This window comes from Streptomyces sp. NPDC017225 (assembly GCF_044331465.1).
GTDB lineage: Bacteria > Actinomycetota > Actinomycetes > Streptomycetales > Streptomycetaceae > Streptomyces.
The window spans coordinates 346,279-372,678 of sequence record NZ_JBIRNE010000001.1; the positions used below are offsets into that span (position 1 = coordinate 346,279).

29 protein-coding genes are annotated in these 26,400 nt (G+C 72.5%); 15 read left to right on the forward strand and 14 right to left on the reverse strand.

Going from position 1 to position 26,400, the window contains the following annotated elements:
- Positions 1 to 179 precede the first annotated feature (179 nt).
- The 3 genes from ACH4NX_RS01430 to ACH4NX_RS01440 form a co-directional block, all read right to left on the reverse strand.
- Positions 180 to 1,376, reverse strand: coding sequence for an FUSC family protein (locus ACH4NX_RS01430; protein WP_351394919.1), 1,197 nt, complete (start codon positions 1,374 to 1,376; stop codon positions 180 to 182).
- Positions 1,377 to 1,437: 61 nt separating this feature from the next.
- Positions 1,438 to 2,094, reverse strand: coding sequence for an HAD family hydrolase (locus ACH4NX_RS01435; protein WP_398127309.1), 657 nt, complete (start codon positions 2,092 to 2,094; stop codon positions 1,438 to 1,440).
- A gap of 66 nt (positions 2,095 to 2,160) precedes the next feature.
- Positions 2,161 to 3,192, reverse strand: a complete 1,032-nt coding sequence (locus ACH4NX_RS01440; RefSeq protein WP_351394925.1) for a PHP domain-containing protein — start codon at positions 3,190 to 3,192, stop codon at positions 2,161 to 2,163.
- Between the two features lie 240 nt (positions 3,193 to 3,432).
- Between ACH4NX_RS01440 and ACH4NX_RS01445 the strand changes: the two genes are divergently transcribed.
- A complete protein-coding gene (locus tag ACH4NX_RS01445) occupies positions 3,433 to 4,242 on the forward strand; it encodes an SDR family oxidoreductase (protein WP_351394928.1) in 810 nt (269 codons plus the stop codon).
- Positions 4,243 to 4,319: 77 nt separating this feature from the next.
- Complete coding sequence (locus tag ACH4NX_RS01450; RefSeq protein WP_351394931.1) at positions 4,320 to 4,556, forward strand: hypothetical protein; 237 nt, start codon at positions 4,320 to 4,322, stop codon at positions 4,554 to 4,556.
- A gap of 15 nt (positions 4,557 to 4,571) precedes the next feature.
- Here ACH4NX_RS01450 and ACH4NX_RS01455 read toward each other — a convergent pair whose 3' ends face one another.
- From ACH4NX_RS01455 to otr(A), 4 genes are all read right to left on the reverse strand, one after another.
- Positions 4,572 to 5,813 carry a ricin-type beta-trefoil lectin domain protein gene (locus tag ACH4NX_RS01455; protein ID WP_398127310.1) on the reverse strand — a complete coding sequence of 414 codons (1,242 nt, stop codon included), beginning with the start codon at positions 5,811 to 5,813 and terminating at the stop codon, positions 4,572 to 4,574.
- 130 nt (positions 5,814 to 5,943) lie between these two features.
- On the reverse strand, positions 5,944 to 6,483 hold the full coding sequence (locus tag ACH4NX_RS01460) for a VanZ family protein (RefSeq protein ID WP_351394936.1): 540 nt from the start codon (positions 6,481 to 6,483) through the stop codon (positions 5,944 to 5,946).
- 215 nt (positions 6,484 to 6,698) lie between these two features.
- Complete coding sequence (locus ACH4NX_RS01465; protein ID WP_351394939.1) at positions 6,699 to 7,361, reverse strand: DUF4230 domain-containing protein; 663 nt, start codon at positions 7,359 to 7,361, stop codon at positions 6,699 to 6,701.
- 121 nt (positions 7,362 to 7,482) lie between these two features.
- Positions 7,483 to 9,378 (reverse strand): tetracycline resistance ribosomal protection protein Otr(A), encoded by a 1,896-nt coding sequence (gene otr(A) / locus ACH4NX_RS01470; RefSeq protein ID WP_398127311.1) that lies wholly within the window; start codon positions 9,376 to 9,378, stop codon positions 7,483 to 7,485.
- A gap of 198 nt (positions 9,379 to 9,576) precedes the next feature.
- Here otr(A) and ACH4NX_RS01475 point away from each other — a divergent pair, with 198 nt between their 5' ends.
- Positions 9,577 to 10,530: a ribose-phosphate diphosphokinase gene (locus ACH4NX_RS01475; RefSeq protein WP_398127312.1), complete on the forward strand. Its 954-nt coding sequence runs from the start codon at positions 9,577 to 9,579 to the stop codon at positions 10,528 to 10,530.
- Between the two features lie 212 nt (positions 10,531 to 10,742).
- On the opposite strand, the gene ACH4NX_RS01480 is transcribed toward ACH4NX_RS01475, so the two are convergent.
- The gene (locus ACH4NX_RS01480) at positions 10,743 to 11,684 is read right to left on the reverse strand and encodes an NADP-dependent oxidoreductase (RefSeq protein WP_398127313.1); all 942 of its coding nucleotides are present in this window, start codon (positions 11,682 to 11,684) and stop codon (positions 10,743 to 10,745) included.
- 497 nt (positions 11,685 to 12,181) lie between these two features.
- Here ACH4NX_RS01480 and ACH4NX_RS01485 point away from each other — a divergent pair, with 497 nt between their 5' ends.
- The 5 genes from ACH4NX_RS01485 to ACH4NX_RS01505 are packed head-to-tail and all read left to right on the forward strand — an operon-like array spanning position 12,182 to position 16,574.
- On the forward strand, positions 12,182 to 13,960 hold the full coding sequence (locus ACH4NX_RS01485; RefSeq protein ID WP_398127314.1) for an ATP-binding protein: 1,779 nt from the start codon (positions 12,182 to 12,184) through the stop codon (positions 13,958 to 13,960).
- Between the two features lie 5 nt (positions 13,961 to 13,965).
- Complete coding sequence (locus ACH4NX_RS01490) at positions 13,966 to 14,376, forward strand: roadblock/LC7 domain-containing protein (protein WP_019327713.1); 411 nt, start codon at positions 13,966 to 13,968, stop codon at positions 14,374 to 14,376.
- Positions 14,373 to 14,744 carry a DUF742 domain-containing protein gene (locus ACH4NX_RS01495; protein ID WP_053140784.1) on the forward strand — a complete coding sequence of 124 codons (372 nt, stop codon included), beginning with the start codon at positions 14,373 to 14,375 and terminating at the stop codon, positions 14,742 to 14,744. Before ACH4NX_RS01490 ends, ACH4NX_RS01495 begins: the two co-directional genes overlap by 4 nt.
- Positions 14,725 to 15,330: an ATP/GTP-binding protein gene (locus ACH4NX_RS01500; protein ID WP_351400248.1), complete on the forward strand. Its 606-nt coding sequence runs from the start codon at positions 14,725 to 14,727 to the stop codon at positions 15,328 to 15,330. The genes ACH4NX_RS01495 and ACH4NX_RS01500 overlap by 20 nt, the downstream gene beginning before the upstream one ends.
- A complete protein-coding gene (locus tag ACH4NX_RS01505; protein ID WP_351400249.1) occupies positions 15,327 to 16,574 on the forward strand; it encodes a cytochrome P450 in 1,248 nt (415 codons plus the stop codon). The genes ACH4NX_RS01500 and ACH4NX_RS01505 overlap by 4 nt, the downstream gene beginning before the upstream one ends.
- A gap of 270 nt (positions 16,575 to 16,844) precedes the next feature.
- Here ACH4NX_RS01505 and ACH4NX_RS01510 read toward each other — a convergent pair whose 3' ends face one another.
- On the reverse strand, positions 16,845 to 17,876 hold the full coding sequence (locus ACH4NX_RS01510) for a 7-epi-alpha-eudesmol synthase (RefSeq protein WP_398127315.1): 1,032 nt from the start codon (positions 17,874 to 17,876) through the stop codon (positions 16,845 to 16,847).
- A gap of 250 nt (positions 17,877 to 18,126) precedes the next feature.
- Here ACH4NX_RS01510 and ACH4NX_RS01515 point away from each other — a divergent pair, with 250 nt between their 5' ends.
- Together ACH4NX_RS01515 and ACH4NX_RS01520 are read left to right on the forward strand one after the other, a co-directional pair.
- Positions 18,127 to 18,591, forward strand: a complete 465-nt coding sequence (locus ACH4NX_RS01515) for a pyridoxamine 5'-phosphate oxidase family protein (RefSeq protein WP_351400251.1) — start codon at positions 18,127 to 18,129, stop codon at positions 18,589 to 18,591.
- A gap of 78 nt (positions 18,592 to 18,669) precedes the next feature.
- Positions 18,670 to 19,065: a VOC family protein gene (locus ACH4NX_RS01520; protein ID WP_351400252.1), complete on the forward strand. Its 396-nt coding sequence runs from the start codon at positions 18,670 to 18,672 to the stop codon at positions 19,063 to 19,065.
- Between the two features lie 148 nt (positions 19,066 to 19,213).
- Here the strand turns inward: ACH4NX_RS01520 and ACH4NX_RS01525 are convergent, their stop codons facing one another.
- Positions 19,214 to 19,516, reverse strand: coding sequence for a DUF4235 domain-containing protein (locus tag ACH4NX_RS01525; RefSeq protein WP_351400253.1), 303 nt, complete (start codon positions 19,514 to 19,516; stop codon positions 19,214 to 19,216).
- A gap of 50 nt (positions 19,517 to 19,566) precedes the next feature.
- The gene (locus tag ACH4NX_RS01530) at positions 19,567 to 20,592 is read right to left on the reverse strand and encodes a glutathione S-transferase family protein (protein WP_398127316.1); all 1,026 of its coding nucleotides are present in this window, start codon (positions 20,590 to 20,592) and stop codon (positions 19,567 to 19,569) included.
- 220 nt (positions 20,593 to 20,812) lie between these two features.
- Here ACH4NX_RS01530 and ACH4NX_RS01535 point away from each other — a divergent pair, with 220 nt between their 5' ends.
- Positions 20,813 to 21,733 carry a cation diffusion facilitator family transporter gene (locus ACH4NX_RS01535; protein ID WP_351400305.1) on the forward strand — a complete coding sequence of 307 codons (921 nt, stop codon included), beginning with the start codon at positions 20,813 to 20,815 and terminating at the stop codon, positions 21,731 to 21,733.
- Between the two features lie 63 nt (positions 21,734 to 21,796).
- Here ACH4NX_RS01535 and ACH4NX_RS01540 read toward each other — a convergent pair whose 3' ends face one another.
- A complete protein-coding gene (locus tag ACH4NX_RS01540; protein ID WP_351400256.1) occupies positions 21,797 to 22,246 on the reverse strand; it encodes a nitroreductase family deazaflavin-dependent oxidoreductase in 450 nt (149 codons plus the stop codon).
- Positions 22,247 to 22,537: 291 nt separating this feature from the next.
- Positions 22,538 to 22,708 (reverse strand): hypothetical protein, encoded by a 171-nt coding sequence (locus tag ACH4NX_RS01545; protein WP_351400257.1) that lies wholly within the window; start codon positions 22,706 to 22,708, stop codon positions 22,538 to 22,540.
- Here ACH4NX_RS01545 and ACH4NX_RS01550 point away from each other — a divergent pair.
- Positions 22,707 to 23,927, forward strand: a complete 1,221-nt coding sequence (locus ACH4NX_RS01550; protein ID WP_351400258.1) for a cytochrome P450 — start codon at positions 22,707 to 22,709, stop codon at positions 23,925 to 23,927. The two genes, ACH4NX_RS01545 and ACH4NX_RS01550, sit on opposite strands and share 2 nt — an antisense overlap.
- 12 nt (positions 23,928 to 23,939) lie before the next feature.
- Positions 23,940 to 24,140, forward strand: coding sequence for a ferredoxin (locus tag ACH4NX_RS01555; RefSeq protein WP_351400259.1), 201 nt, complete (start codon positions 23,940 to 23,942; stop codon positions 24,138 to 24,140).
- On the opposite strand, the gene ACH4NX_RS01560 is transcribed toward ACH4NX_RS01555, so the two are convergent.
- Positions 24,115 to 24,723 (reverse strand): TetR/AcrR family transcriptional regulator, encoded by a 609-nt coding sequence (locus ACH4NX_RS01560; RefSeq protein WP_398127317.1) that lies wholly within the window; start codon positions 24,721 to 24,723, stop codon positions 24,115 to 24,117. The genes ACH4NX_RS01555 and ACH4NX_RS01560 overlap by 26 nt on opposite strands.
- Positions 24,724 to 24,900: 177 nt before the next feature.
- Here ACH4NX_RS01560 and ACH4NX_RS01565 point away from each other — a divergent pair, with 177 nt between their 5' ends.
- Positions 24,901 to 25,335: a nuclear transport factor 2 family protein gene (locus tag ACH4NX_RS01565; protein WP_351400261.1), complete on the forward strand. Its 435-nt coding sequence runs from the start codon at positions 24,901 to 24,903 to the stop codon at positions 25,333 to 25,335.
- Positions 25,336 to 25,420: 85 nt separating this feature from the next.
- Positions 25,421 to 26,389, forward strand: a complete 969-nt coding sequence (locus ACH4NX_RS01570; protein ID WP_398127318.1) for an aldo/keto reductase — start codon at positions 25,421 to 25,423, stop codon at positions 26,387 to 26,389.
- The last annotated feature ends 11 nt before the right edge of the window (positions 26,390 to 26,400 follow it).

Below are 26,400 nucleotides of genomic sequence, written 5' to 3' on the forward strand. Positions count from 1 at the left end.
GGTGGATACGGACGGCGGTCGCCTCTCGGCGAAAGGCTCCACAGGGCTTCAGCCGAACGATCGTCCCTGTGGGCGATAGGTGAGGCCCGGGGACACTGTCCCGTCCGTACCCACGCCTTCTTCAACGGGGGAGGGGCTGCCGGTGTTCCGCCGTCTGTCGCGTTTTGGGGTGATGTGTGTCACTGCTCCCGCGCCTGTGGTTCGGGGACGATCTCGGACCACAGGTTCTCGGCCTGCAGCAGCAGGGTGCCGAGGACCGCCGTCCGCGCGGCCCCGTGCCCGGCCTGTTCCCGCAGTCCGTCCTGCAACCGCCGGTGCAGTTCCTCCATGGTCGCCTCCGTCTCCTCCTCCGGACGGGCCTCGGCGGCCTCGCCCAGCAGTCGGCCGGCCTCCCCGCGGCAGGCGTCCCCGATCAGCTTCAGCAGACGCGCGTACAGGTCCAGTACCGGGCCCTCGGGCAGGGCGGGAGTCCGGTGTTCGTCGGCGGCCACCGCCAGCGTCCGGGTCAGCGCCGTGATGTTCCCGGTGACCCGGCTCCACCGCTGGTCCTCGTCCTCGGGTGGGACGGCGGTGGGCGCGCGACGCAGCGCGCGCAGCGGGCCGTAGGTCAGGCGCAGGCTCTCCTGGCTCCACGACCGGGCCGACTCCAGCGCCTCCAGCCGCCGCTGGAGGCGCGCGGAGTCGCTGGACCAGCCGGCCGCGGTCTGCGCGTCCCACTCGTTCTCCCGCAGATCGGCGGCGACGGAGTGCAGGACGTCGCCCGCCTCCCGGGCCAGCGCCGCGAGGTTCTCGCGCACGTCCCGCAGATGGATCGGCGGCAGCACGAAGGCGTTGACCGCGACACCGATGACCGCGCCGAGGGCGGCCTGTCCCACCCGGTGCCCCACCGCGGAGGCCGACACCGGCGTACCGGAGGCCAGCACGAACACCGCGGTGGTGGCCGTGTAGATGCCCTGCCCGCCGAAACGGGACCAGTTCGCGATCAGCATCAGTACCGGCAGGGAGAGCACCAGCGCCCCCGTGTTGTCGTCCGTGAGGGCCTGCGCCGCGGACGCCACCAGGGTTCCCACGCAGATCGCCCCGAACTGCTGCCCGGCCTGCCGGACCGAGCTGTAGACGGTGGCCTGTACGAGGACGAGCGCGACCCAGGGAGCCATCAACGCCATCGGATCGCCCAGCCAGACGCCCGCCACGGTCCAGGCGATCAGCGCCGCGCCCGCCGCCTTCAGCGACTGCACGACCAGGTCGCGTTCCCGTCCGGGCCCTTGCCAGGCGGCCCGGACGGACCGTCCGACGGCACACGTCCCCCGCCACACCGCGGCCACGGGCCGCCGTCCCCGGAACACCTCCCGGGCGGTACGTGTCACAGCGGTCATACGGCGCCGGGTACCCGCGCGACCGGCCGGCGCGCCCCGAAGTGAGGTACGGCACGGTGGTTCATGCGAACGGGCTCTCCTTCAGCGAGGCCAGCAGGTCGGCCGGGTCGGCGTAGACCGCGTCCGCGCCCGCCTCCTCCAGATCGGCGCGGGGCAGCCCGCCGCAGAGCACCGCCACGCAGCGCACCCCGGCCCGGCTGCCCGCGCGCATGTCCCAGACGGTGTCGCCGACGAAGACCGCCCGTTCGGCCGGCACCCCGGCGAGTTCCAGGGCGTGCTCCACCGGCTCGGGCGACGGCTTGCCCGCGTCGACGTCGTCGGCGCTCGCCGTGGCGGAGATCGCGTCGTCCGCGTCGATCGCCCGCCGCAGCGCGCTCAGCTCCGGGCCGCCCGCCGAGGTGGCGAGGACGACCTTCCAGCCGTCCCCGGCCAGGCGGCGGAGCAGCTCCCCCGCGTCCGGCAGTGCCGGCAGACGGTCGTAGTACTGCCCGTACAGCGCCTTGTGCGCGGCGCTCAGCCGCGCGTCCTGGTCCGTGTCCCGGTCCTCGCCCAGCAGATGCCCGATGAGGTCGGTGGAGGCGAGGCCCACCGCGCGGTGGATGGCGTGCATCGGCACCCGGTGCCCCGCCTGCCGGAACGCCTCCCACCACGTCGCCACGTGCAGGTGATTGGTGTCGGCGAGGGTTCCGTCGACGTCGAACACGGCCGCCCGTTCCATGCACTGTTCCTTTCCTGGCCCGTTCCTGGCCCGTCCTGGTCGGTGGATCGCCCGGCGGGTACCACGTCAGCGGTCCGCCACTCCGGCGGGTGTACGGCCCTGGCGGGTCCAGCCCAGCAGCTCCTCCAGGGACCAGGTGGTGACCACGCGCTCCGCGGGCACCCCGCACTCCTCGGCCCGCGCGCACCCGTGGATCTGCCAGTCCAGCTGGCCGGGCGCGTGGGCGTCGGTGTCGACGGAGAACAGCACACCCGCCTCCACCGCCCGGCGCAGCAGCCGGCGCGGCGGATCCAGCCGCTCCGGCCGGCTGTTGATCTCCACGGCCGTGCCCGACTCCGCGCAGGCGGCGAACACCTCGTCCGCGTCGAACTGCGACTCCGGCCGCCCCCGCCCGGTCAGCAGCCGCCCGGTGCAGTGCCCGAGGACGTCCGTGTGCGGATCCCGTACGGCGGCCACCATCCGGCGGGTCATCGCGCGGGCGTCCATCCGCAGCTTGGAGTGCACGGACGCAACCACGACGTCGAGCCGCCCCAGCAGCTCCGGTTCCTGGTCCAGCGAACCGTCGTCGAGGATGTCGCACTCGATGCCGGTCAGCAGCCGGAACGGCGCCCAGGTCTCGTTGAGGCCGGCCACCACGTCCAGCTGCTCGCGCAGCCGCTCGGGGGACAGGCCGCGCGCGACCGTCAGCCGCGGCGAGTGGTCGGTCAGGGCGGCCCACTGGTGCCCGAGCGCCGCCGCGGCCCGTCCCATCTCCTCGATCGGGCTGCCGCCGTCGGACCAGTCGGAGTGCAGATGGCAGTCGCCGCGCAGCCGTTCCCGCAGCCGTTCACCACCCCGGGCGAGCGGGGCTTCGGCCTCGCCCTCCAGCTTCTCCAGGTAGCCGGGCACCCGCCCGGCCAGCGCCTCACGCGCCACCTGCGCCGTCTTCGGCCCGACGCCCTTCAGGGACTCCAGCGACCCGGCCCGCTCGCGCAGCTCGGCCGCGGACAGCTCACCGAGCACCCGGGCCGCGGTACGGAAGGCGCGGACGCGGTACGTCGGCTCCTGGGAGCGCTCCAGAAGGAACGCGATCCGCTCCAGTGCCTCGACGGGCTCCATCGCCATCTCCTTCCCGGGCCTGCGCGTGCCTCTTCAAGGCCCGCTCCGGTCTTCGTCGGCACGTCCAGGGTTCCCCAGCGCCCCGGAACCCGCACCACGGACCGAACGGTTTGTGCGTACGGGGCACGGGTACTGCGATGCCCCGCGCACCGCTCCGTGGCGCGGGCCGGGGAGCCTCCGTACCGGGGAGCTTCCGTACCGGGATCCGAGGAGCCGAGCGACGCCGAAGAGGAGGCCGTCATGCCCAGCCCCAGCCCGTCCGACGTCAGGGTGGCCGTCGTCACCGGCTCCGACTCCGGCATCGGCCGCGCCACCGCCGTACGCCTGGCCGAGGCGGGAATGGACGTCGGCATCACCTGGCACACCGACGAGACGGGCGCCGAGCGGACCGCCGAGGAGGTCCGTGCCCTGGGACGGCGTGCCGAGACCGCGCGGGTGGACCTGACCCGGCTGCCCGGGGCCGCGGAGACGGTCGACGAGCTGTGCGAGCGGCTCGGCCGCGTCGACGTCCTGGTCAACAACGCCGGCACCGGCACCGCCACGCCCTTCCTCGACCTGGGCCTGGACGACCTGCGGCACGTCCTGGACGTCGACCTGGCCGGCCCCTTCCTGTGCGGGCAGAAGGCGGCCCGGCGCATGATCCGGCAGGGGGAGGGCGGCCGGATCGTCAACGTGACCTCCGTCCACGAACACCAGCCGCGGGTGGGCGCCGCCCCGTACTGCGCGGCCAAGGGCGGGCTCGGCCTGCTCACCCAGGTCATGGCGATCGAGCTCGCCGAGCACGGCATCACCGTCAACGCCGTGGCACCCGGCGAGATCGCCACGCCCATGACCGGGCAGGAGGACACCGACCCGCACACCGAGCGCCGCCCCGGCGTGCCTCTCGGCCGGCCCGGCGACGCCCGCGAGGTCGCCGCCGTGATCGCCTTCCTCGCCGGGCCGGACGCCTCGTACGTCACCGGTGCGTCCTGGAGCGTCGACGGCGGCATGCTCCGGATGGGTCCGATGGCCGGGTCCCATCTGACGGGCGACGACTGGCGGCGGCCCTGAGGAACCGCGCCGAGCCGCGGCCGCGCCCCCGCTTCCCCGACCGGCGGCCACCGCGGCTTGCGGCCTACCCTCGAGGCATGACCGAAATCGGGAGCCCGCACATCGGCAGTCCGCGGATCCTCGTGCTCCAGGTGCAGCCGGGCACGCCGCCGTTCCGGATCGTGGAGATCGACGGCCAGGTGGTCGGTGAGGCCAAGGCCGTCACCGATGTGCTGATGGCGGCCGCGGCCTTCGGTATCACGGTCCACGACCTGGACGACCCGGACGTGGTCCGCTGGGTGGGCGGGGACAAGTTCACCTGGACGGTGCGCTGACCCCGGGCCGGGGCCTCAGCCGACCGTCCACTTCTGGTTGGCGCCGCCCGTGCAGGTCCAGATCTGGAGCCGGGTGCCGTTGGCCGAGCTGTTGCCGGTGGCGTCGAGGCACTTGTCGGCCTGCGGATTGACGATGTCGCGTGCCGCGGTGACGACCCACCGCTGGGCGGCGCTGCCGTTGCAGTCCCACAGCTGGACGACCGTGCCGTCCGCCGTGCCGCCGGCGTTGACGTCCAGGCACTTGCCGAGCGCCCGGACCGTGCCGTCGGAGCCCACCGTCCACCGCTGGGCCGCGGTGCCGTTGCAGTCGTAGAGCTGGACGGGGGTGCCGTTGGCGGAGTCCGCCGCGGCGACGTCCACGCACTTGCCCGCCAGGCCCCGGATCGCGCCGCCGGACCCGGAGTCGCTCGTCGTCACCGACACGTGGTCCACCACCAGCGACTGCGGGAAGGCCGTGGAGCCGTCCGGGTCACCGGGCCAGTAGCCGCCGACCGCCAGGTTGAGGATCAGGAAGTACGGCCTGTTGAACACCCACTGCTTGCCGCCCAGGTCGGCCGGGGTGCGCCGCTGGTAGACGTTGCCGTCCACCGACCAGGTGATCGAGTCGGGTGCCCAGTCGACGGCGAAGGTGTGGAAGCCGTCGGCGAAGGCCTGTCCGCCGGGCAGGGTGTAGCCGGCGCCGATGCCGCCCGAGCCGGAGTAGCCCGGGCCGTGGAGCGTGCCGTGCACGGTGGAGGGCTCGAACCCGACGTTCTCCATGATGTCGATCTCGCCGGAGTCCGGCCAGTTCACCGGGGTGCCGAGCATCCAGAACGCGGGCCACATGCCCTGTCCGCGCGGCACCTTCATCCGCGCCTCGACGTGTCCGTACTGCGCGGTGAACTTCCCGGACGTGTTGAGCCGGGCCGAGGTGTACTGGCAGGTGCCGTACCAGCACTGGTAGTTGGCCGGGTTCTCCTTGCGGGCCGTGATGACCAGGTGGCCCTGGCCGTCCAGGGCCGCGTTCCTGTTGCCGGAGGTGTAGTACTGCCGTTCGTGGTTGTTGACGTTGTCCCCGGTCTCGATCTGCCACTTCGAGGAGTCGACGGCCGCACCGGCCGGGCCGTCGAAGGTGTCGGAGAACGTCACGGCGGCGGCCGCGGCGGCACCGGCGGCTTCGGGCTCGGCCTGGGCGGGGCCGGTCACGAGGGAGGCGGCCAGCCCGGCGGACAGGGTGGCGGCGAGGAGGCATCTGCGGAGCAGGCGTGGGCGGGCCACGGCTCTCCCTTCCGTACGGCGTCCCGGGACGGGAGCGCCGACCGAGGTGGGGGGTAAGGGTGTCGCTACTTGATTCAAGGCATGAGATAACCGCCCGTCAATACCTTGGTCCGGACCACCTGTCCCACTCTCACTTCCGGGATCGGCGCGCATGCACGGCGCGGCTCATCCGCCGGCCCAGGAGCAGGTAACCGACCAGCGCGCCCGTGGTGTTGAGGATGACGTCGTCAATGTCGAAGGCCCGCCCGGTGACCAGGGCGCCCTGTGCGAACTCCACCAGCAGCATCACGACGGCCGTCAGCAGAAGTACCCGCAGCAGCCCCCGGGTGCGCGGGGCGACGACCGGAACCAGTACGCCGAACGGGATGCCCAGCACGATGTTGCCGCCGATCTGCTTGACGGCGTCCCGCAGCGCCGGCTGGTCCAGATAGGCCTTCAGTGAGCGCCCGGGGCGCATGTTGGTGTGCGTCAGCGCCTCCGAAGCGGGGGAGGGATGCAGGGTCAGTTGTGCCAGCACCACCGCGAACGCCACCATGAAGGCGAACGCGCAGACCATCGCCAGCAGACGCAACGGCCACACGAGCGGACGCCGTTCGCGCCGGTCGGCGTCCTCGGTCCTGGCGACGCGGAGGCGCAGTGGGGAGCGAGACCCCGGGACGGCACGAGCCATGGAATCCTCCAGTCGTCAACATCCCCGCGTGGTAGGGCGGTTACCCGCCGAGCCGTCGAGGATGCCGGAGAGGCGGTGGGAGCGGCGACGCTCCCTTCCGCTGTCGGGTGAGCGGCGGCGCGCACGGGGCCGGGCCCCCCCGAACGGTGCGGCGCACGGCTCCGTTCGGGCCCGTCACGGTTCAGGACCGGTCACTGCTCGGGACCCGTCACGGTTCAGGACCCGTAGGCCACCCGCACCTCCTCGAAGCCGAGGGAGTGCAGCAGACCCTGGAGCATCGCCGTGGTGTTGCTCTCGGCGCGGGCCTTGAGCTCGCTGTCCTTCGCCGCGTCCCCGATGTGCCGGGCCGCGAGCTTCTGCACGGCCTGCTCACCGTTCGGGTTGCCCGAGAACAGGTCGCCGAGGCGGTCGAGGAGCCCGCGCTGCTTGGACACGGCGTACGAGCGTTCGGGATCGAGGGCCGGCTCGCCGAGCACCGCGTGCGGCAGCCGGAGCGTGGCCGATGTGCGGTCGCCGTCGACCGTCACGTCGTCCTCGTCCACCTTGCCGAGGTCGACGAAGGCGTCGACGGTGCCGGCCCCCACGTACAGGGTGCGGGTGCCGCGGATCGCGTCCGGCAGGAGCTTGGCGTCCTTCTCCAGGTCCACGACGACCTGGAAGTTGCCGGAGGCGGCCTCGTAGCGGCTGATGTCCTGGATGGACGTCAGCAGCGCGGGGCCCGAGCGGTCCTGGGTCTCGGTGCCGAACAGGTCCTTCAGGCCCGGGACGACGCTCAGCCGGAGCCCCGCGAACAGCACGACGAGCACCAGCACGATCGCGGTCAGCACCTTCGCCCAGCCGGGCATGCGCCGAGGGAGGTTCCTGTTGGGAGTCGTCATGGCGACGGCCCTCCTTCCTACTGTCCGGATGCCCCTCATCTCCCCTGCCAGACCGAGTAGTTGAAGACCATAAACAGAGGAGAGGAAGCGGAGGGGACACGGCGCGGGCGCGTACGACGGCTCAGTGCGTCGGCTTGAGCGGGCGGTCCTCGGACGGCCGGGACGACCACACCGCCTCCCCGCGCGTGAGCCCCGGCAGCCGCAGCTCGGCCTCCCGTACCCGCCGGGCCGGCAGCTCGCCGGTGATCAGCCAGGCGGGATCGCCGCCCGTGGTGCCGGTGAGGTCCGCGCCCAGCGAGGCGAGCCGGGCCGTCACGGGCGCCAGCGCGTCCGGCGGGACCTCCACCTCGAAGGCCTGGTACGGCTCGTACAGCAGCGTCCCCGCCCGCCGCAACGCCCGGCGCAGCACGATCGGGGTCAGTCCGCGGAAGTCGGCCGCCGTGCTCACCGGCGAGCTGAATCCGGAGCGGATCAGCGTGACCCGGTAGTCCGTGACCGCGGCGCCGGTCAGGCCGGTCAGCAGCGTGGCGTGGACCGTCTCCTCGACGGCCTGGTGGAAGGCGCGGGGGAGCGCGCCGAGCTCCGTCTCGTAGGCGAAGACCCCGCCCGAGTCGCGCGGCCCCGGCTCGACGCGCAGCCCGATGGTCGCCCAGTACCGGGTGCGGTCGAGCCACGGCATCTCCTCCGCGGCCTCGCCGGTACCGGCCGGGCGCTCCAGGAACCGGACGCGGCCCGGCGCGAACTCCGCGTCGATCCCGAAGTCCTCGGCCAGCGTCGCCGCGAGCACCTCCATCTGGACCTCGCCGTACAGGAGCAGCGCGGTGGTGCCGGACGCCGTCGGGCGGGCGTGCAGCAGCGGGTCCTGGTCGGCCAGCGCCAGCAGGGCGGAGCGCAGCGGCGCAGCCTGTTCGGCGTACCGGGCGCGGACCACGGTCTCGAGGGTCGGCGGCGCGAACTGCGGGGCGCGGTCGGTCAGGTCGCCGAGCCGGTCGCCGACGCGCAGGCCGCCGGGAACGGTGAGCGCGGCGATGTTGCCCGCGGTGAGTGTCCCGGCCCCGCCGACCACGTCCAGGCGCGTCACCCGGCCGGTGACCTCGGTGGTCCGGCCGTCGGACTCGCGCCGCAGGAACGTGAGCCGCCGGCGCGGGCGTACCTCACCGTCGTACAGGCGCAGGTACGCCGTCCGCTCGCCGCCGGGTCCGGGGCGTACGGCGAAGACCGTGCCGCGCGGTGCCGTGGGGCCCGGGGTGGCGGGTGCGGCGGCCGGGACCATCCCGAGCAGGCCCTCGACCAGCTCCGGGACGCCCTGGCCGCCGAGCGCGGAGCCGTGGTACAGCGGATGGAAGGAGCCGTCGGCGGTGCGGGCGGCGAGCGCGGCGCGGAGGTCCCCGGCGGCCGGCTCGGGGCCGTCCACCAGTGCCGCCAGGATGTCCGGGTCGACCTCGGCGAGTGCCTCGGCGGTCCGCTCGTCCGGCGGGCGGCGCACGACCCGGGCGTGCGCGGTGCCGGCGCCCGTCACCCGTGTCAGCGGTGCGACGTGCGGTGTCAGCAGGCGCCGTACGTCCGCGAGCAGGCCCTCTGTGCGCGCACCGGACCGGTCGATCTTGTTGACGAAGACGAGGGTGGGCAGCCGGAGCCGCCGCAGGGTGCGCATCAGCACCCGGGTCCGCGCCTGTACGCCCTCCACGGCGGACAGCAGCAGCACCGCGCCGTCGAGCACCTCCAGGGCGCGTTCGACCTCGGCTACGAAGTCGGAGTGCCCCGGGGTGTCGATCAGGTTGACCTGGGTGCCGCCGACGGTGAAGGAGGCGACGGCGGAGCGGATGGTGATCCCGCGCCGGCGCTCGATCCCGTTGTCGTCCGTACGGGTGTCGCCGGCGTCGACGCTGCCGAGCCGGTCGACGGCGCCGTGGTCGAACAGGAGCCGTTCGGTGAGGCTGGTCTTACCGGCGTCGACGTGGGCCAGGATGCCGATGTTCAGGGTGCGCGGAGTGCGCGGGGTGGTCTGGATGTGCATGCGTGGGCGAGTCCTCGATGACCGTGGGCCGGAAGGGGCACTGGGCGATGTCGAGGAGTCGGCGCATGCGAGGGATCCTGACCTGAGGGAACACGAACACGTACGGCGCCATCATGACCCCACCCCCCGGGCCCGCCGCAACCGGATATCCGTAAGCTGAGGTCCCCCGGCCGGTCAGGATCATGCTAGGAGCGGTCAGTGCGAGACATCGCCGTGTTCAGCGGTAGTGCCCATCCCGAACTGGCCGAGGAGGTCTGCGCGCAGCTGGGCGTGCCCCTCAGCCCGACCCGGGTCAGCCGGTTCGCCAACGACTGCCTGGAGGTGCAGCTCCAGGCCAACTGCCGGGAGCGGGACGTCTTCCTGGTCCAGCCGCTGGTCAAGCCCGTCCAGGAGCATCTCGTCGAACTGCTGCTGATGTGCGACGCGGCCCGCGGGGCGTCGGCCGGCCGCATCACCGTCGTCATGCCGCACTACTCCTACGCCCGCTCCGACAAGAAGGACGCGCCCCGCATCTCGCTGGGCGGGCGTCTGGCGGCGGACCTGCTGGTGGCGGCGGGCGCGAGCCGGGTGCTGGCCATGACCCTGCACTCACCCCAGGTGCACGGCTTCTTCTCGGTCCCGGTCGACCACCTGCACGCGCTGCGTGAACTGGCCGCGCACTTCCGGCGGTACGACCTGTCCCGCACCACGGTCGTCTCGCCGGACCTGGGCAACGCCAAGGAGGCCGCGGCGTTCGCCCGGCTGCTCGGCGCCCAGGTCGCGGCCGGCGCCAAACAGCGGTACGCCGACGACCGGGTCAGCATCAGCGCCGTGATCGGGGACGTCGCGGGGCGTGACGTCATCGTGCTCGACGACGAGATCGCCAAGGGCAGCACCGTGCTGGAACTCCTGGACCGGCTGCGGGAGGCGGGGCCGCGCTCGATCCGGGTCGCCTGCACCCACGGACTGTTCGCGGCCGGTGCCCTCAAACGGCTCAGCGACCAGCCGGACGTGCTGGAGATCGTGTGCACCAATACCGTGCCGGTGCCGGGCGACGACCACACGGAGAAGCTGCGGGTCCTGTCCATCGCCCCCGCGCTCGCCGAGGCCGTGCGCCGCATCCACAACGGCGAGTCGGTCAGCGCCCTGTTCGACGCTCCGCCCGTCGGCTGACGCCGGGCACCTCTCCGGGCCCGGCCCCGGCGGCAGCCGCGCCGGTCCGCCGGTCCGCCGGTCCGCGGCGTGCGCGAGGCCGGCGGGCGGGCGCACACCACGTGCGCCTGCCCGTCCCCGAGCACCGGCACCGTGACCCCGGCCGTGGCGCACCCTCGGACGCCGGGTGGACGACGCGCGTCCCGCCGTACGAAGACCTCGCCTCCGGCCGGTCAGTCGACCACGAGGACGAGCTTGCCCGTGGTGCGGCCCTTCTCGCCGAGCACGTGTGCCTCGGCAGCGTCGGCCAGCGGGAACGTCCGCGCGATCGTGGCCCTCAGCTTCCCCGACTCGACCAGCCCGGCGATCTCCCGCATGTCGGCCCGGTCGGCGTCCACGAGCATCCGCACCGCGCGCACGCCGAGCCGCTCGGCCTCCTCGAAGAACTCGTCCGACCCGACCGGCAGGATCGACACCACCACCCCGCCCGGACGGAGTACGCGCAGCGAACGCAGGGACGTGTCGCCGCCGATCGTGTCCAGGACCACGTCGACGTCCTTCACGGCCTCGGCGAAGTCCGTCTCCCGGTAGTCCACCGTCTCGTCCGCCCCGAGGGAGCGCAGGAACTCGTGCTTGCCCGCGCTGGCGGTGCCGATCACGTGGGCCCCCCGGGCCTTGGCGATCTGCACCGCCACATGGCCCACACCGCCGGCCGCCGCGTGGATCAGCACCCGCTGCCCCGGCCGGACGTCCGCGCGCTCCACCAACGCCTGCCACGCCGTCAGCGAGACCAGCGGGAGCGCGCCCGCCTGGACGTGGTCGATCCCGGCCGGCTTGGCCGTGAAGGTGCGCGCGGGAGCGGTGACGTACTCCGCGTGGGAGCCGTGGCCGAACGGGTAGGAGAGCATGCCGAAGACCTCGTCGCCGGGCCGGAACGCGGCGACGCCGATGCCCACCGCCTCGACCACGCCCGACAGGTCCCAGCCCAGCACGAAGGGCGGCTCACCGAGGAAGCCGCCGTTTCCCCGGTGCTTCCAGTCGGTCGGGTTCACCCCGGCGGCACGCACCCGCACCAGCACCTCGTTCGGCCGGGGCTCGGGGCGCCGCTGCCGTACCTCCTTCAGGACCTCGGGGCCGCCGAGGGCGTCCTGGCTGATGGCGCGCATGGTGTTCATCGAGAACCTCGCAACTCGGAGAGGGCTTCAACGGCACGTTCTGGAACCTCGGACGAAATCGTGTCATTCCCCGGGGCACACGGCACGCCGGAGAAGGGGCCTCACGCCGTCGGCATCCGCACACGCCGGCCGGTGTGGCGCCCCCGGTCCCGCCGTCCCGCGGTCCCGTCGGCGTGCCGGACGGGCGCGTGGGTCCGGGCACTCAACTTGCCTGTCGGGCAAAGGAATCCGCCGACCCGGTGACCCCCGCGGAAGCGTGACGGAATCCTCACTTCCGCCGGGCCGTGGAATTGATCTTTTAGGGTTCACAACCGATAAGCTCCCGATCGGCGCTGCGAGTTGACGCGATCGCGACGGGTCGACCCACGGTGCGTTCTCATGAGTGCGGTCCCCCCTGCACGCCCCCTGTCCCCCCACCGCACCAACCCGTGTCGCCCTTGTCGCACACCCCTTGTCGCACCCCCCCTTGTTCGATCGTTCTGGTTCGAAGGATGCAGATGGAACTCGCCACTCCGCCACCGGCGGCGCGGGCCCCTGTCGCCTGGTACAGCTGGTGGCTCATGCCACTGGGTCTCGGAGGCGGGACGGTAGCCGCCACGTTCATGAGCTCGGAGCGAATATCCGTCGCCGTCGCCGGTGTGGTGGCGACGGCGGCCGGCACCGTGTGCGTACGCCTCCTGCTGCGCACCCGGGCCCAGCAGCGCCGGGCGGAGGACGCCCACCGCGCCGCGCAGGCCGAGCACTCCCAGCAGTGGCAGCAGCACGTGGCCGGCCTGGAGCGCAAGTTCTCCGCCGAGCGCGCCGCGCTGGACGCACGGCTCACCGAGCAGGCGCAGACGTACGAGGCCCGGCTGACGGAGCACTCCCGGGCCTGTGAGGACCGGCTGGCCGAGCAGGCCACGGCCCACGAGACCCGGTTCGCCGAGCAGACCCGGGTCTGGCAGGAGCAGCTGAGCCACCAGCTGGCCGCGGTCTCACGGCTCGCCGACGAGCAGCTGCCCGACGCGATGCGCCGGCTGCGCTCCGGTGACGCCATCGACGACATCCTGCCGACCGTGGAGCAGTGCGCCAAGGTCGGAGCCGACCTCCAGGCCGAACTGCGCAAGGTCCTCAGGACCGCGCTGATCGGCGTCGAGGCGGAGTTCGACCGCTCGACCTCCGCCGAACAGGCCGTCATCGGTGTGGGTAACCGCATTCACGTCCTGACCAGCAAACTCCGTGGCCGCCTGCACGAGCTGCAGGGTGAGCACGGACGGCTGCCGGCCGTCGCCCGCGGTCTGATGGAACTCGACCAGGCCATCGGCCCCGCCGACTGCCTCGCCGCCAGTATTGGTGTGCTCGGCGGGTCCGATCGCCCGGGCCGGCAGTGGCAGGAGCCGCAGCGGCTGCTGAGCGTGATGCGCGGCGGCATCGGCCGGATCAAGGACTTCCACCGCGTCCAGCTGCGCCATCTGCCCGAACTCGGCGTCGACGGCGGTCTGGTGGACCACCTCACGCTGGTCTTCGCCCACCTGCTGGACAACGCCGCGCGCTACTCGCCGCCCACCGAACCGGTGGTCGTCTCGGGCAAGGAGGTCCCGAACGGTGTCGGCATCGAGATCCAGGACTCCGGCAAGGGCCTGAGCGAGGAGAAGAAGCGCGAGGCCGAGCACGCCCTCTCGGGCACCTCGCCCGGTCCGGGGCTCGGCGGCATCTCGGAGGACGCCAACATCGGCCTGCGCGTCGTCGGAGCCCTCGCCCGCCGCTACGGCATCCGCGTCACCTTCGCCGACTCGCCGTGGCTGGGCACCTCTGTCGTAGTCGTTGTACCGCACAAGTACTTTGGTCCGCTGCCGGCGGCCGCCGCCGCCCCCGCGAGCACGCGGGAGGCCCTGCCGGCCGCCACGGCACCACCCGCCGTCGCGGCCCCGGACGCCGAACCGGCCATCGCCCCGGCCACCGTGCTCGCCCCGCGTGACGGCGATGCCGGGACCGGCACCGTGGAGACCACCCCGGGCGGGCTGCCCCGGCGCCGGAGCAGGCGCCCCGAGCCGGCCGCCGGGCAGGCCCCGGGCGCCCTCGCGCCCGCCGCGTACGCCGACCGGCCCGGCCCGAGCGACCGGGCCGCCGTCTCCGCCGTACCGCCGGACGCCTCGTTCGCCGGCCTCGCCGCCTTCGCCACCGCCGGACGCGACCCCGCCACGGCGGCCGGCGCGTCCCCGCCAGGGGCCGCCGAGCCCCGTGACTCGACCACCGGTGGTACGTCCACCGAGCACCGTACTGAAGAGAGCGACTAGTCCCCATGACGCACCAGGGAACCGACGTGAGCTGGGCGCTCCGCGACCTTGTGGAGAGCATCCAGGAGATCCGCTTCGCCCTCGTGGCCTCCAGCGACGGCAAGGCCATCACCTCCTACGGCGCCGAAGACCCCGACGACGTGGACCGTTTCGCCGCCGTGGTGGCCGGACTGCAGGCGCTGGCACAGCCGGTCGCCGAGCAGTTCCCGCAGCACGCGGGACAGCTGCGGCTGGCGATGATCGAAGTGGACGGCGGGCACCTCTTCGTCGTCCGCGCGGGCCTGGAGACGTATCTCGGCGTCCTCGCCCGCGAGGGCCTCGACCAGGGCCTGCTCGGCCACCAGATGCGCGACCTGGCCCGCAGGATGGGTGAGCTCCTCGGCACCACGCCGCGCCAGGAGGAGCACTCTGGATGAGTGCTCCACGCCGACCGACCGATCCGTCCGGTCTCGAGCGCTACTACGTCCTCACCGGAGGGCGAAGCGGGCCGGGCGGTTCGGCGTCGACCCTCGACGTGGCGACCCTCGTCGTCTCCCGCGCCGTGCCCTTACCCGGGATGCAGCACGAGCACGAGGAGATTCTCCGGCGCTGCCGCGAACCGCTGTCGGTGGCCGAGCTCGGCGCCCACCTCCACCTGCCGTTCAACATTCTCGCGGTGCTGCTGTCCGACCTGCTCCAGGCAGGCCGCGTCGAAGCCCGTGATCCCATCCCGGCACACGACGCCGGCCGCGGGCCCGACCTCGCGCTCCTTGAGGAGGTACTCAGTGGACTTGAAAGGCTTTGACCGACCGGGATCACCGACGGCCGGGGACACCCGCTCGGTGAAGGTGATGATCGCCGGCGGCTTCGGCACGGGCAAGACCACCATGGTCCGCTCCGTCAGCGACATCAAGCCGCTGACCACCGAGGAGACCCTCACCCAGGCCAGCGCCGACGTCGACCGCCTCATCGGGGTCGCCGACAAGACGCAGACCACCGTCAGCCTGGACTTCGGCAAGATCGGCCTCAACGACACGCTGATGCTCTACCTGTTCGGCACCCCGGGCCAGGAGAGATTCTGGTTCCTGTGGAACGGCCTGTTCAAGGGCGCGCTGGGCGCGGTCGTCCTGGTGGACACCCGGCGGCTGGCCTCCAGTTTCCGGGCGATCGAGGAGATGGAGCGGCAGCGGGTCCCCTTCGTCATCGCGCTCAACGTCTTCCCCGACTCCCGGCACTACCCCGTCGAGGAGATCCGGGACGCCCTCGACATCCCGCCGCACACGCCGGTCGTCGCCTTCGACGCCCGCGACCGCACGGCCAGCCGCGACGTGCTCGTCACGCTGATACGGCATCTGAAGGACCGCTCGGCCGCCGCCCTGGAGCCCCGATGAACGACGACCAGACCCCGTCCGGCCCCACCGGCGGCGGCTGCCCCGTCGCCCACGGCGAGGACGTCACCCGGCTCTACGGCCCCGAGGCGGCGACCGACCCGCACGACATCTACGCGCGGCTCCGCGAGGAGCACGGCAGCGTCGCACCGGTGCTGCTGGAGGGCGACGTCCCCGCCTGGCTGGTCCTCGGCTACCGGGAGAACCGGAGGGTCCTGGACAACCCCCTCCAGTTCAGCCGCGACTCGCGGATCTGGCGGGACTTCCGGGACGGCCGCGTCGAGGAGACGTCCCCGCTGATGCAGATGGTGGGCTGGCGCCCCGACTGCGTCTCCCAGGACGGCGAACCGCACCGCCGGCTGCGCGGGGCGGTCACCGACAACCTGTACGCCGTGGCCGGACGGGGCATCCGCCGGCACGTCACGCACTTCGCCAACAAGCAGATCGACGCCTTCGCCGACGCGGGCCGTGCCGACCTGGTGGCCGACTTCGCGGAGTACCTGCCCATGCTGGTCCTCACCCGCGTCTTCGGACTCGCCGAGCGGGAGGGACGCGATCTCGCCGAGTCCAGCGCACACGTGATCCAGGGCGGCGCGGACGCCCTCACGCACAACGAGCGCATCATGGGCATCCTCGGCGAACTCGCCGCGCGCAAGCGGCGGGAGCCCGGCTCCGACTTCGCCTCCGGCCTCATCGAGCACCACTCCGGTCTCGACGAGGACGAGATCGTCAACCACCTGCGCCTGGTCCTGATCACGGCCCAGACCACGACCAGCAACCTGCTGGCCCGGGCGCTCCAGCTCCTGCTCACCGACACCTCCTGGCTCTCCGGCCTGGTGAGCGGCCAGCTGAACCTGTCCACGCTCGTGGAGGAGGTGATGTGGAACTCCCCGCCGCTGGCCGTGCTGCCGGGCCGGTTCGCCACCGCCGACCTGGAACTCGGCGGCTGCCCGGTCAAGGAGGGCGACCTGCTCGTGCTGGGCCTCGCGGCCGGCAACCACGACCCCGAGATCCGCCCGGACACCGCCGTCTCGGTCCAGGGCAACGCCTCGCACCTCGCCTTCAGCGCGGGCCCCCACGAGTGCCCGGGCCAGAACATCGGCCAGGCCATCATCGAGACGGCCGTGGACGTCCTGCTGCACCGCCTGCCCGGACTGCGCCTGGCGGTGCCGCCGGCCGAACTCACCTCCACGGCCTCCACCTGGGAGTCGCGGCTGGACAGGCTGCCGGTCGAGTTCGCCGTATAGCGTCCGTCGGCGTGGGCCGCCGGTGAGGATCCCTGAGGTGGTCTTCCGGTGTGGACCGGCCGTTGCGGATCCCCGACGTGGGTCTTCCGGCGCGGACCGCCGATGCGGCCCCCCGGCGTGGATCCGCCGACGTGGGTTGCCGACGGAGGTGCCGTCGCGGACCGGCGTCGTGGAGCGCCGTGCCCGGGGTGCCGTCGAATGGGGCGGAGCCGGGGGCGCGTCGGGGCGCCGTCGCCCGGCCGGAGTGTCCGGCCGGGCGACGCGCTCGCCTCACACGGTCAGCAGGTCGTCCACCGATCCCCGTCCGGCCAGTTCGGCGGTGGCCACCGGACCCTCCTTGGCCGTCGTGTACCGGCCGGTGGTCAGCGCCCACTCGTAGTTGCCGTTGATCCAGTGCTGGATGGCCTCGACCCCCATCGCCACCCGGGCCCGCTCGTCCGCGGCCAGGCCCAGTTCGTCGCACATCAGAGGCACGCGGCCCTCGAGGGCGACGTACTCGTCGAGGCAGCCGGTCGTCATGCGGTACGCCTCGTCGGCGGCCTCCTGCCACGAGCAGCCCCGCTCCCGGTGCAGGACGGCGATGAGGTTGTGGCCGTCCCCGCGGCGGCGCTCACGCTCGAAGGAGTGGATGTCGTTCATGAACCCGATGGTGTCCGCGGCCAGGTCCCGCATCCGCTCCATCAGCGGATGCGCCATCGCCGCGGCCGGCACCTCGAAGCCGCGGCTGCGCTCGCCCGCGTCGATGCTGTGGTGGATGCCGACCGTACGGCGCCGGAAGACGGTGTAGTCGTCGAGTCCGAGCGACCCGGCCCGGCCGTGGGCCGCCAGGTCGACCTCCTCGCAGTGCGCGACCAGGAAGCGCCCCCAGGACGCGGCGAACCGCGATTTCCAAGTCAGGGACATGCCATCCGAGAGATGACCCCAGACCTCCGCCCAGGCCAGGGTGATGGGGCACTCCACGCGCGGTGGGGTGCCCGCCGGACGCAGCGGTGTGGCGATGAGCTCCCGCGCCACCTCCGCTATGCGCTCCGCGCGGTCCGGCCGGCCGGCGTCGAACTGGTCGTCGAAGAGGAAGGCGAGGGAGAACCAGTTCATCAGGACGACCATGTCGTCCGCCGACGCGTGCGGGTAGGTACGGGCGGCGGCCTCCGCCAGGTCCCACGACCGGTACTCCTCGAACCCGGCCCGGCTGCGCACCAGCCCCCGCTCGCGGACCCAGCGCAGGTGACGGTCACGGGCGCGGGCGAGATGCGGGCTGACGGGAGTGTCGAAGGGGAGGTCGAACCGGACGTTCTGAGACATGTGCTTCCTTTCGGGAGACGGAACGCAGAGTCCCCCCGGCCCTGCGAGCGGGCGGTCACCGGGCCGCCCGCGCACTCGAACTGGTCTTCCCGGATCGAAAGTTGAACCGAGAAGCAGTGCGAGGCTGCCCCGACCCTAAATGATCTACACGGCGCCCGGTCGTGATCTTCGTTACGGTCCCCTCCGCATGGCACCATCGGGCCCACCGACCGACCATGACGACGCGTCAGCACCAGGAGGCCGTCCGCCGATGACCCCGTCACCCGCCCGCAGCGCCGAACAGCGCAAGCACGACACCCTGCACCGCCTGGACCACGACGAGGACGCCTGGGTGGCCACGTCCGACGGCGCGTCCGGCGTGCCGTACCTCGTCCCCCTGTCCTTCTTGTGGAACGGCTCCTACCTGCTGTTCTCCACCCCCGCCGCCAGTCCCACCGGCCGCAACCTGGCAGCGAGCGGCAGGGCCCGCGTCGGCATCGGACCGACCCGTGACGTGGTGATGGTCGAGGGCACCGTCGAGACCGTGAAACCCGTCGAACTGCCCGAGCAGGACGCCGAGCTGTTCGCCGCGAAGACGGGCTTCGACCCGCGCGCGCTCGCCACGCCCTACCTGTACTTCCGTATCCACCCGCAGCGGATCCAGGCGTGGCGCGAGGCCAACGAGATCGAGGGACGCGAACTGATGCGCGACGGCAGGTGGTTGCCGGCCGACTGATTCGGCCGGGCCGGGATATCCGCAAGGTACAGGGCGCGGGGCACGATGGCCCCGCGCCCGGAATCCTTCGGAGGAGACATGGCACTGGTCGACGCGGGCGTCGTGGTGCTCGACTGCGCCGAGCCCGAGAGGCTCGCCGAGTTCTACAAGGGGCTGCTGGGCGCGGAAGAGACCGACGTGACCGCCAACCGGATCGAGATCGAGGGGCCCGGCGGCTTCCGCATGGCGTTCCGGCGGGACATCAACGCCACCCCGCCCAGCTGGCCCCGCCCCGAGAACTCCCTCCAGGCCCACCTGGACTTCGTGGTGGAGGACCTGGACGAGGCCGAGCGCGGGATCGTGGGGCTCGGCGGGCGTCCGGTGGAGGCGAAGGACCCGGCGGGCCCGCACGAGGAGCGCGGCTTCTCCGACCCGGCGGGCCACTCCTTCACCCTGCGCCGCGCCGTCACGCCGACGGCACCCAAACAGGGCTAGGGGTGTCGTTCGGATCTCGCCGGGGTCGAGGGGGCCGGCACGCACATCCGCGGCGGTCGTCGGTCGCCGACCCGATCCGAGCGACACCCCCTGGCGACAGCCTGCCGGGTGCCGTCGGAGACGGGGGAGGGACGGGGCCCGGGTGCGGTCAGTCCCGGCCGCCCTTGTCGCCGACCGGCCAGACACCGGTCGAGCGCTCGACGACCTTGGCGCCCGTCCGGTCCACGGCACTGCGCACCGCGGCGAAGATGGCGCCCTGGATCGCGGCGGCGAGCAGGATCTCCCCCCAGCCGCGGTCCGGGTCCAGCGCGTCGGGCGCGTTGTCCTCGTGCCGGATCACCTTCCACGTCTTCTGGAAGGCCAGCCCGGCCAGCGTGCCTCCCACCCAGCCCAGCGCGAAGCCGACGGGCTTGTAGGCGAGGGGGAGCTTCTGCTTCTTCTTCCTGGCCACGTGGATCTCCTTGTGTTCGGTGGGTGAATCGTCGGTGCCGGGTCGTACGGTCAGGCCCTGCCCCGCACCGGTACCGTCTCGCCGGCGTGGACCGGCCCCGGCGGCGTCCCGTCGCCGAACGGCCGGCCGCCCAGTTCCTGCCGGTGATGGGGCGTGAGCCAGTCGGACAGGTCCGGGCCCAGGGGCACGATGGCGGTCGGGTTGATGCCGGTGTGCACCTGGTAGTAGTGGCGCTTGATGTGGTCGAAGTCCACGGTGTCGCCGAAGCCGGGCGTCTGGAACAGGTCGCGGACGTACCCCCACAGCACCGGGTTCTCCGTCAGCTTCCAGCGGTTGCACTTGAAGTGGCCGTGGTAGACGGCGTCGAAGCGGACCAGCGTCGTGAACAGCCGGATGTCCGCCTCGGTGATCGTGTCGCCGACCAGATAGCGCTGCCGCTCCAGCCGGGGCACCAGCTGCTCCAGACGCCGGAACACTCCCGCGCACGCGGCCTCGTACTCCTCCTGGCCGGTCGCGAAGCCCGCCCGGTACACACCGTTGTTGACGTCCTCGTAGACGCCCGCCATCACCTCGTCGATCTCGTCGCGCAGGGCGTCGGGATACAGGTCGGGCGCGCCCGGACGGTGCAGGGACGTCCACTCGGTCGCGAGGTCCAGGGTGATCTGCTGGTAGTCGTTGGTGACCAGTTTCCCGCTGGGTACGTCGACGACCGCCGGCACGCTCACCCCGCCCGGGTAGCCGGTCTCGCGCCGGTCGTAGGCCTCGCTGAGGTAGCGGATGCCGAGGACCGGGTCGCGGCCGTCCGGGTCCAGCGTGAAGCGCCAGCTGCGGTCGTCCTGGAGGGGATCGGCGACCGCCAGCGACAGGGCGTCCTCCAGACCGAGCAGTCGCCGCGAGACCAGGGCGCGGCTCGCCCACGGACAGGCTCGGCTCACCACCAGCCGGTACCGGCCGGACGCCACCGGCCAGCCGTCCCGGCCGTCCGCGGTGATCCGGTCCGCGAAGTGGCTCCTGGACCGCTTGAACGCCTTCCTGCCGTAGCCGCTGTTGCCGGGCGTCCCGCCGTCACCGCTCATGGGCCTGCCTCCCAGTCCTTCGAGTGCTCTGGAGGACGCGTTCCCCGTTTTCGGCCGTCGGCACTGGTGGGCCACCCACAAGAGGGTGTGAGCCTCACCGGCCGGGGGCATTCGGCCCCTCGTGAGTGGGACAGCCTCAGAAGCGAAGCAGAACCGGAAACCCGACCGCGGCACCGACCGCGAGCCCGACGGGAAGGCCGACCGCAGGACACGCGTCACCGTGCTGGTGGCCCTCGCGGCCAACCTGGTGATCGCCGTCGCCAAGGCGGTGGGCGGCTTCGTCGCGGGCTCGCCCGCGCTGCTGTCGGAGGCGGCGCACTCGGTGGCGGACAGCATGAACGAGGTCTTCCTGCTCGCCGCGCTGCGCCGCAGCCGTCGTCCCGCCGACCGGAGGCACCCCTTCGGCTACGGCAAGGAGCGCTTCTTCTGGTCACTGCTGGCGGCCGTCGGCATCTTCGTCATGGGCGGCTGCTTCTCCGTCTTCCAGGGCGTCGAGGCCCTGCGCACCGGCGCACAGGAGGACCTCGGCGGCTACGTCGCCGGACTGATCGTGCTCACTGTCGCCCTGCTCGCCGAGGGCGGCTCGCTGCTGCGGGCCCTGCACCAGGTGCGGGGCCAGGGCGGACTCGCCACCGGGCTGCGCGACCCGGCCCTGCGCACGGTCGTCGCCGAGGACGGCACCGCGGTGCTCGGCGTGACGCTCGCCATGACCGGCATGGCCCTGCACATGGTCACCGGGCAGGTGGTGTGGGAGGCCTGCGCCTCGCTCGCGATCGGCGCGCTGCTCGTCTTCGTGGCGTACCGGCTGGGCCGCGAGGCCCGCGACCAGCTGATCGGCGAGGCCGCCGACCCGGAGGCCAGCGGCCGGATCCGGTCGCTGCTGCGGGCCCAGCCGGAAATCGACAGCGTCGAGGCGCTGTTCACGATGAAGACGGGGCTCGACTCCACCCTCGTGGCCGCCCGCGTCGACCTTGTGCCGGGCCTGGACAGCGAGCGGGTGGAGGAGGTCGCCGTGCGCATCAAGAGGTCGATCGCGCGCACCGTCCCGGAAGCGCGGCAGATCTTCCTGGACGTCACCGACCGGCCGGCGCGGGAGGCAGCGGAAAGCCCCGCCGCGACGGGGGAACGCGGCGGGGCCTGAACGACGTGTTCCCGGCAGGTGCCGGTCCATGCACACGGAGTGGGAAAATCCCGCCCGCCGGATTCAGCTCCCGTCGGCGGGTTCCAGGACGAAGACCGGGATCTCCCGGTCCGTCTTCTCCTGGTATTCGGCGTACGGCGGGAACGCCGCCACGGCACGCTCCCACCACTCGGCCTTCTCCGCGCCGGTGATCTCACGGGCGGTCATGTCCTGCCTCACCGGGCCGTCCTGGAGCTCGACGTGCGGATCGGCCTTGACGTTGTGGTACCAGACCGGGTGCTTCGGCGCCCCGCCCAGGGAGGCGACCGCGGCGTAACGGCCGTCGTGCTCGACGCGCATCAGCGGCGTCTTGCGGATCCTCCCGCTCTGCGCGCCGCGCGTGGTCAGCACGATCACGGGCAGGCCCGTGTCCCTGAGGGTCGTGCCCTTCGTGCCGCCGGAACTCTCGTAGAGCTCGACCTGTTCACGCACCCACTGCGTCGGGCTGGGTTCGTACTCGCCCTCAAGAGGCATGGCTTCCGTCCCATCGTCGCGTCGTACAGCTGACTCGCACCGAGGTGCGACACCGGCCGGTGCGGTTTCCATCCTTACCCCATCCCGCCCGCCGGTCCCGGCGTGACAGCGCGACCACTCCGCTGCCACCGACCGGACCCACCGCACCGAGTGGAACCCGGTCGAGGGGGGAGGACGCCGTGCCGCTCGGCGGGATCCGGCAGTCCGCCGCGGCCACCGGGCGGCCCTATCGGGCCACGTCCGCCCCGCGCCGACCGTGCGGGACGGTCCCGTCGTCCGGCGCCACGTGTATCAGGACGGCCTCGCCGTGGCCCGGGCGTCCACCGCCCGTGAGGTGAGGCGGCGCTCCCCGGCCAGTTCGCCCCCGTCGGCGATCTGGCCGAACTTCACGTCGTCGCGTAGATGCCCGGGGCATCTAATGAAGATCGGCACGACGCACTCTTCGTCTGCGAGGTCTTCCATGACGGACACCGACACGACGACGGACAGGGACACGACGCGACCCGTCGCCTTCCCGCAGGACCGCACCTGTCCCTACCACCCGCCCGCCGGCTACGACCCGCTGCGCGCCGCCCGGCCGCTGGCCCCGATCACCCTCTTCGACGGCCGCCCGGCCTGGCTGGTGACCGGACACACCGCCGCCCGCAAGCTGCTGGCCGACCAACGGCTGTCCACCGACCGCACCCGGGACGGCTTCCCCGCCACCTCGGCGCGGCTGGCCGCGGTACCCGACCGCAGGACCGCCCTGCTCGGTGTCGACGATCCCGAACACCGCGCCCAACGCAGGATGGTGCTCCCCGAGTTCACCCTCAAACGCGCGACCGCCATGCGCCCGCGCATCCGGCGGATCGTCGACGAACGGCTCGACGCGATGATCGAGCAGGGCCCGCCCGCCGATCTGGTGACGGCGTTCGCGCTGCCCGTGCCCTCGATGGTGATCTGCGCGCTGCTCGGTGTGCCCTACGCCGACCACGACTTCTTCGAGGAACAGTCCCGCCGGCTGCTGCGCGGCCCGTCGGCCGCCGACATCCAGGACGCCCGCGGCCGACTGGAGGCGTACCTGGGCGACCTGATCGACCGCAAGCGGCAGGCGCCCGGGGAGGGCCTGCTGGACGACCTGGTCCGGCACCGGCTGAGCGAGGGCGCCGTCGACCGGGAACAACTGGTCGCGATGGCGGTCATCCTGCTGGTCGCGGGGCACGAGACGACCGGCAACATGATCTCGCTCGGCACCTACACCCTCCTGGGCAACCCCCGGCGCCTGGCCGAGCTGCGCGAGGACCCCGCACTGCTTCCCGGCGCGGTCGAGGAACTGATGCGCGTCCTGTCCATCGTGGACGGGCTGCTGCGGCTGGCCACCGAGGACATCGAGGTGGACGGGCAGACCATCCGGGCCGGCGACGGGGTCGTCTTCTCGACCTCCGTCATCAATCGCGACGAGGCCGTCTACCCCGACCCGGACGCCCTCGACTGGCACCGCCCGGCCCGCCACCACGTCGCCTTCGGTTTCGGCATCCACCAGTGCCTCGGCCAGAACCTGGCCCGCGCCGAGCTGGAGATCGCCCTCGCAGCCCTCTTCGAGAGGCTGCCCACGCTGCGCCTGGCCGCCCCCGCGGAGGAGATCCCCTTCAAACCCGGCGACACGATCCAGGGGATGCTGGAACTCCCCGTGACCTGGTAGGAGGCTTGGTACATGCGCATCGGCATCGACAAGGACACCTGCATCGGCGCGGGCCAGTGCGCCCTGACCGCCCCGGACGTGTTCACCCAGGACGACGACGGCTACAGCACGGTCCGGCCCGGCCGGGAGGACGGTGGCGGCAGCGCACTGGTACGGGAGGCGGCCCGCGCCTGCCCCGTCGGCGCCGTCACGGTGTCGCAGACGGTGGGCTGACACCGGCGGCATCCGCCGCGAAGGCCCCCGCCCCGGCGGCGCCCAGCAGCACCCGCGCCGCCTCACTCGCCTGGCGCGCGGGTGCCGTACCGCCCGTGACGCCCGCCGTCACCATGGCACCCTCGGCCAGCAGGAACAGCTGCCCGCCCGTCGCGGCGGGCAGCCCCGCGTCGGCCACCAGGCCGTCGAGGAACTCACGGAACGCCCCCTTGTGCGCCCGTACCAGATCGGCCACCGGGTAGGACGTGGCCCCCAGCTCGCCGTACGCGTTGATCCAGGCGCACCCGCGGAAGTCCGGTTCGGCGAACCACTGCCCGAGCCAGTCGAACACCGCCAGGATCCGGGGGCCGGGCTCCTCGTAGCGGTCGACGTACTCCGCCAGCTGTCCCCGCCAGCGCACGTCGCGCCGCTCCAGACAGGCCACCACGAGCTGCTCCTTGGCCGGGAACAGCTGGTAGAGACGTTTGAGCGAGACACCGGAGCCGCCACGGACGTCGTCCATGCCGACGGCCCGGACGCCCCTCCCGTAGAAGAGCCGCTCCGCCGCGTCCAGGGCCCGCTCGCGGGCGACCTCGCTGTCCATGAAGGCCCCACCTTCCCCGACGCGTTCCTTGACGCGAGAACGAACGTTCTCCTACGGTAGCAGCCGCCGTGGAGAACGCTCGTTCTCCACTTGCCCGCCGCTTCACGCCCGCCCCGCTTCACGCCCGCCGCTTCACGCCCGCCCCGCTATTCCGCTTCTCCGTACGGAGGTTCCCTCATGACGGCCGACCGCCCGCCCCTGCCGCCGTTCACCCGTGAGACCGCCGCCCGGAAGGTCCGGGCCGCCGAGGACGCGTGGAACACCCGCGATCCGCACAAGGTCGCGCTCGCCTACTCGCAGGACTCGGTCTGGCGCAACCGCGACACCTTCCTCTCGGGCCGCGCCGCCATCGTCGAGTTCCTGACCGCCAAGTGGGCGCGCGAGCACGAGTACGCCCTGCGCAAGGACCTGTGGGCCTTCGACGGCGACCGCATCGCCGTCCGCTTCCAGTACGAGTGCCGCGACGCCGAAGGCCAGTGGTGGCGCTCCTACGGCAACGAACTCTGGGAGTTCGACGCGCACGGCCTGATGACCCGGCGGGAGGCGAGTATCAACGACGTGCGCATCGAGGAGACGGACCGCCGTATCCGCGGCCCGCGGCCCGTTCGGTAGCGACCGGGGTGCGGGCGGGACGAGCCCGTACGAAGACGTACGCTCCCCACTGGTACTGATGATCCCGAAGACAGGAGCAGCAACGATGCGGTACGTGAAGCTCGGTTCGACGGGCCTGGACGTGTCACGGATCTGCCTGGGCTGCATGACCTACGGCGTTCCCGGCCGGGGCACGCACGAGTGGACCCTCGACGAGGAGGCCTCGCGGCCGCTGATCCGGCAGGCGCTGGAAGCCGGTATCACCTTCTTCGACACGGCCAACGTCTACTCCGACGGCACCAGCGAGGAGATCGTGGGCAAGGCGCTCGGCGACTTCGCCAACCGGGACGACATCGTGCTCGCGACCAAGGTGCACGGCAGGATGCGGCCCGGACCCAACGGCGGCGGACTGTCCCGCAAGGCGATCATGACCGAGATCGACCACAGCCTGCGGCGCCTGGGCACCGACTACGTCGACCTCTACCAGATCCACCGCTACGACCCGCACACGCCCGTCGAGGAGACGATGGAGGCCCTGCACGACCTGGTGAAGGCGGGCAAGGTCCGTTACATCGGGGCCAGTTCGATGTACGCCTGGCAGTTCTCCAAGGCCCAGTACACCGCCGAACGGCAGGGCTGGACGAAGTTCGTGTCCATGCAGAACCACTACAACCTCGTCTACCGCGAGGAGGAGCGCGAGATGCTCCCCCTCTGCGCGGACCAGGGCGTCGGTGTGCTGCCCTGGAGCCCGCTCGCCCGGGGCCGCCTCACCCGGGACTGGGACACCGCCACCGAGCGCAGTGCTACCGACGACTTCGGCAGCACGCTCTACCAGGACGGTGACCGTGCCGTGGTCGAAGCCGTCACCCGCATCGCCGGTGACCGTGGCGTCCCGCGCGCCCAGGTGGCCCTCGCCTGGCTGCTGCACCAGGACACGGTGACCGCGCCGATCATCGGGGCGTCGAAGCCGCGGCACATCGAGGACGCCGTGGCGGCGGTCGAACTGACGCTCGGCGAGAAGGAGATCGAGGAGCTGGAGCGGCCCTACGCGCCGCATCCGATCGCCGGGCACTGACCGCGCGGATC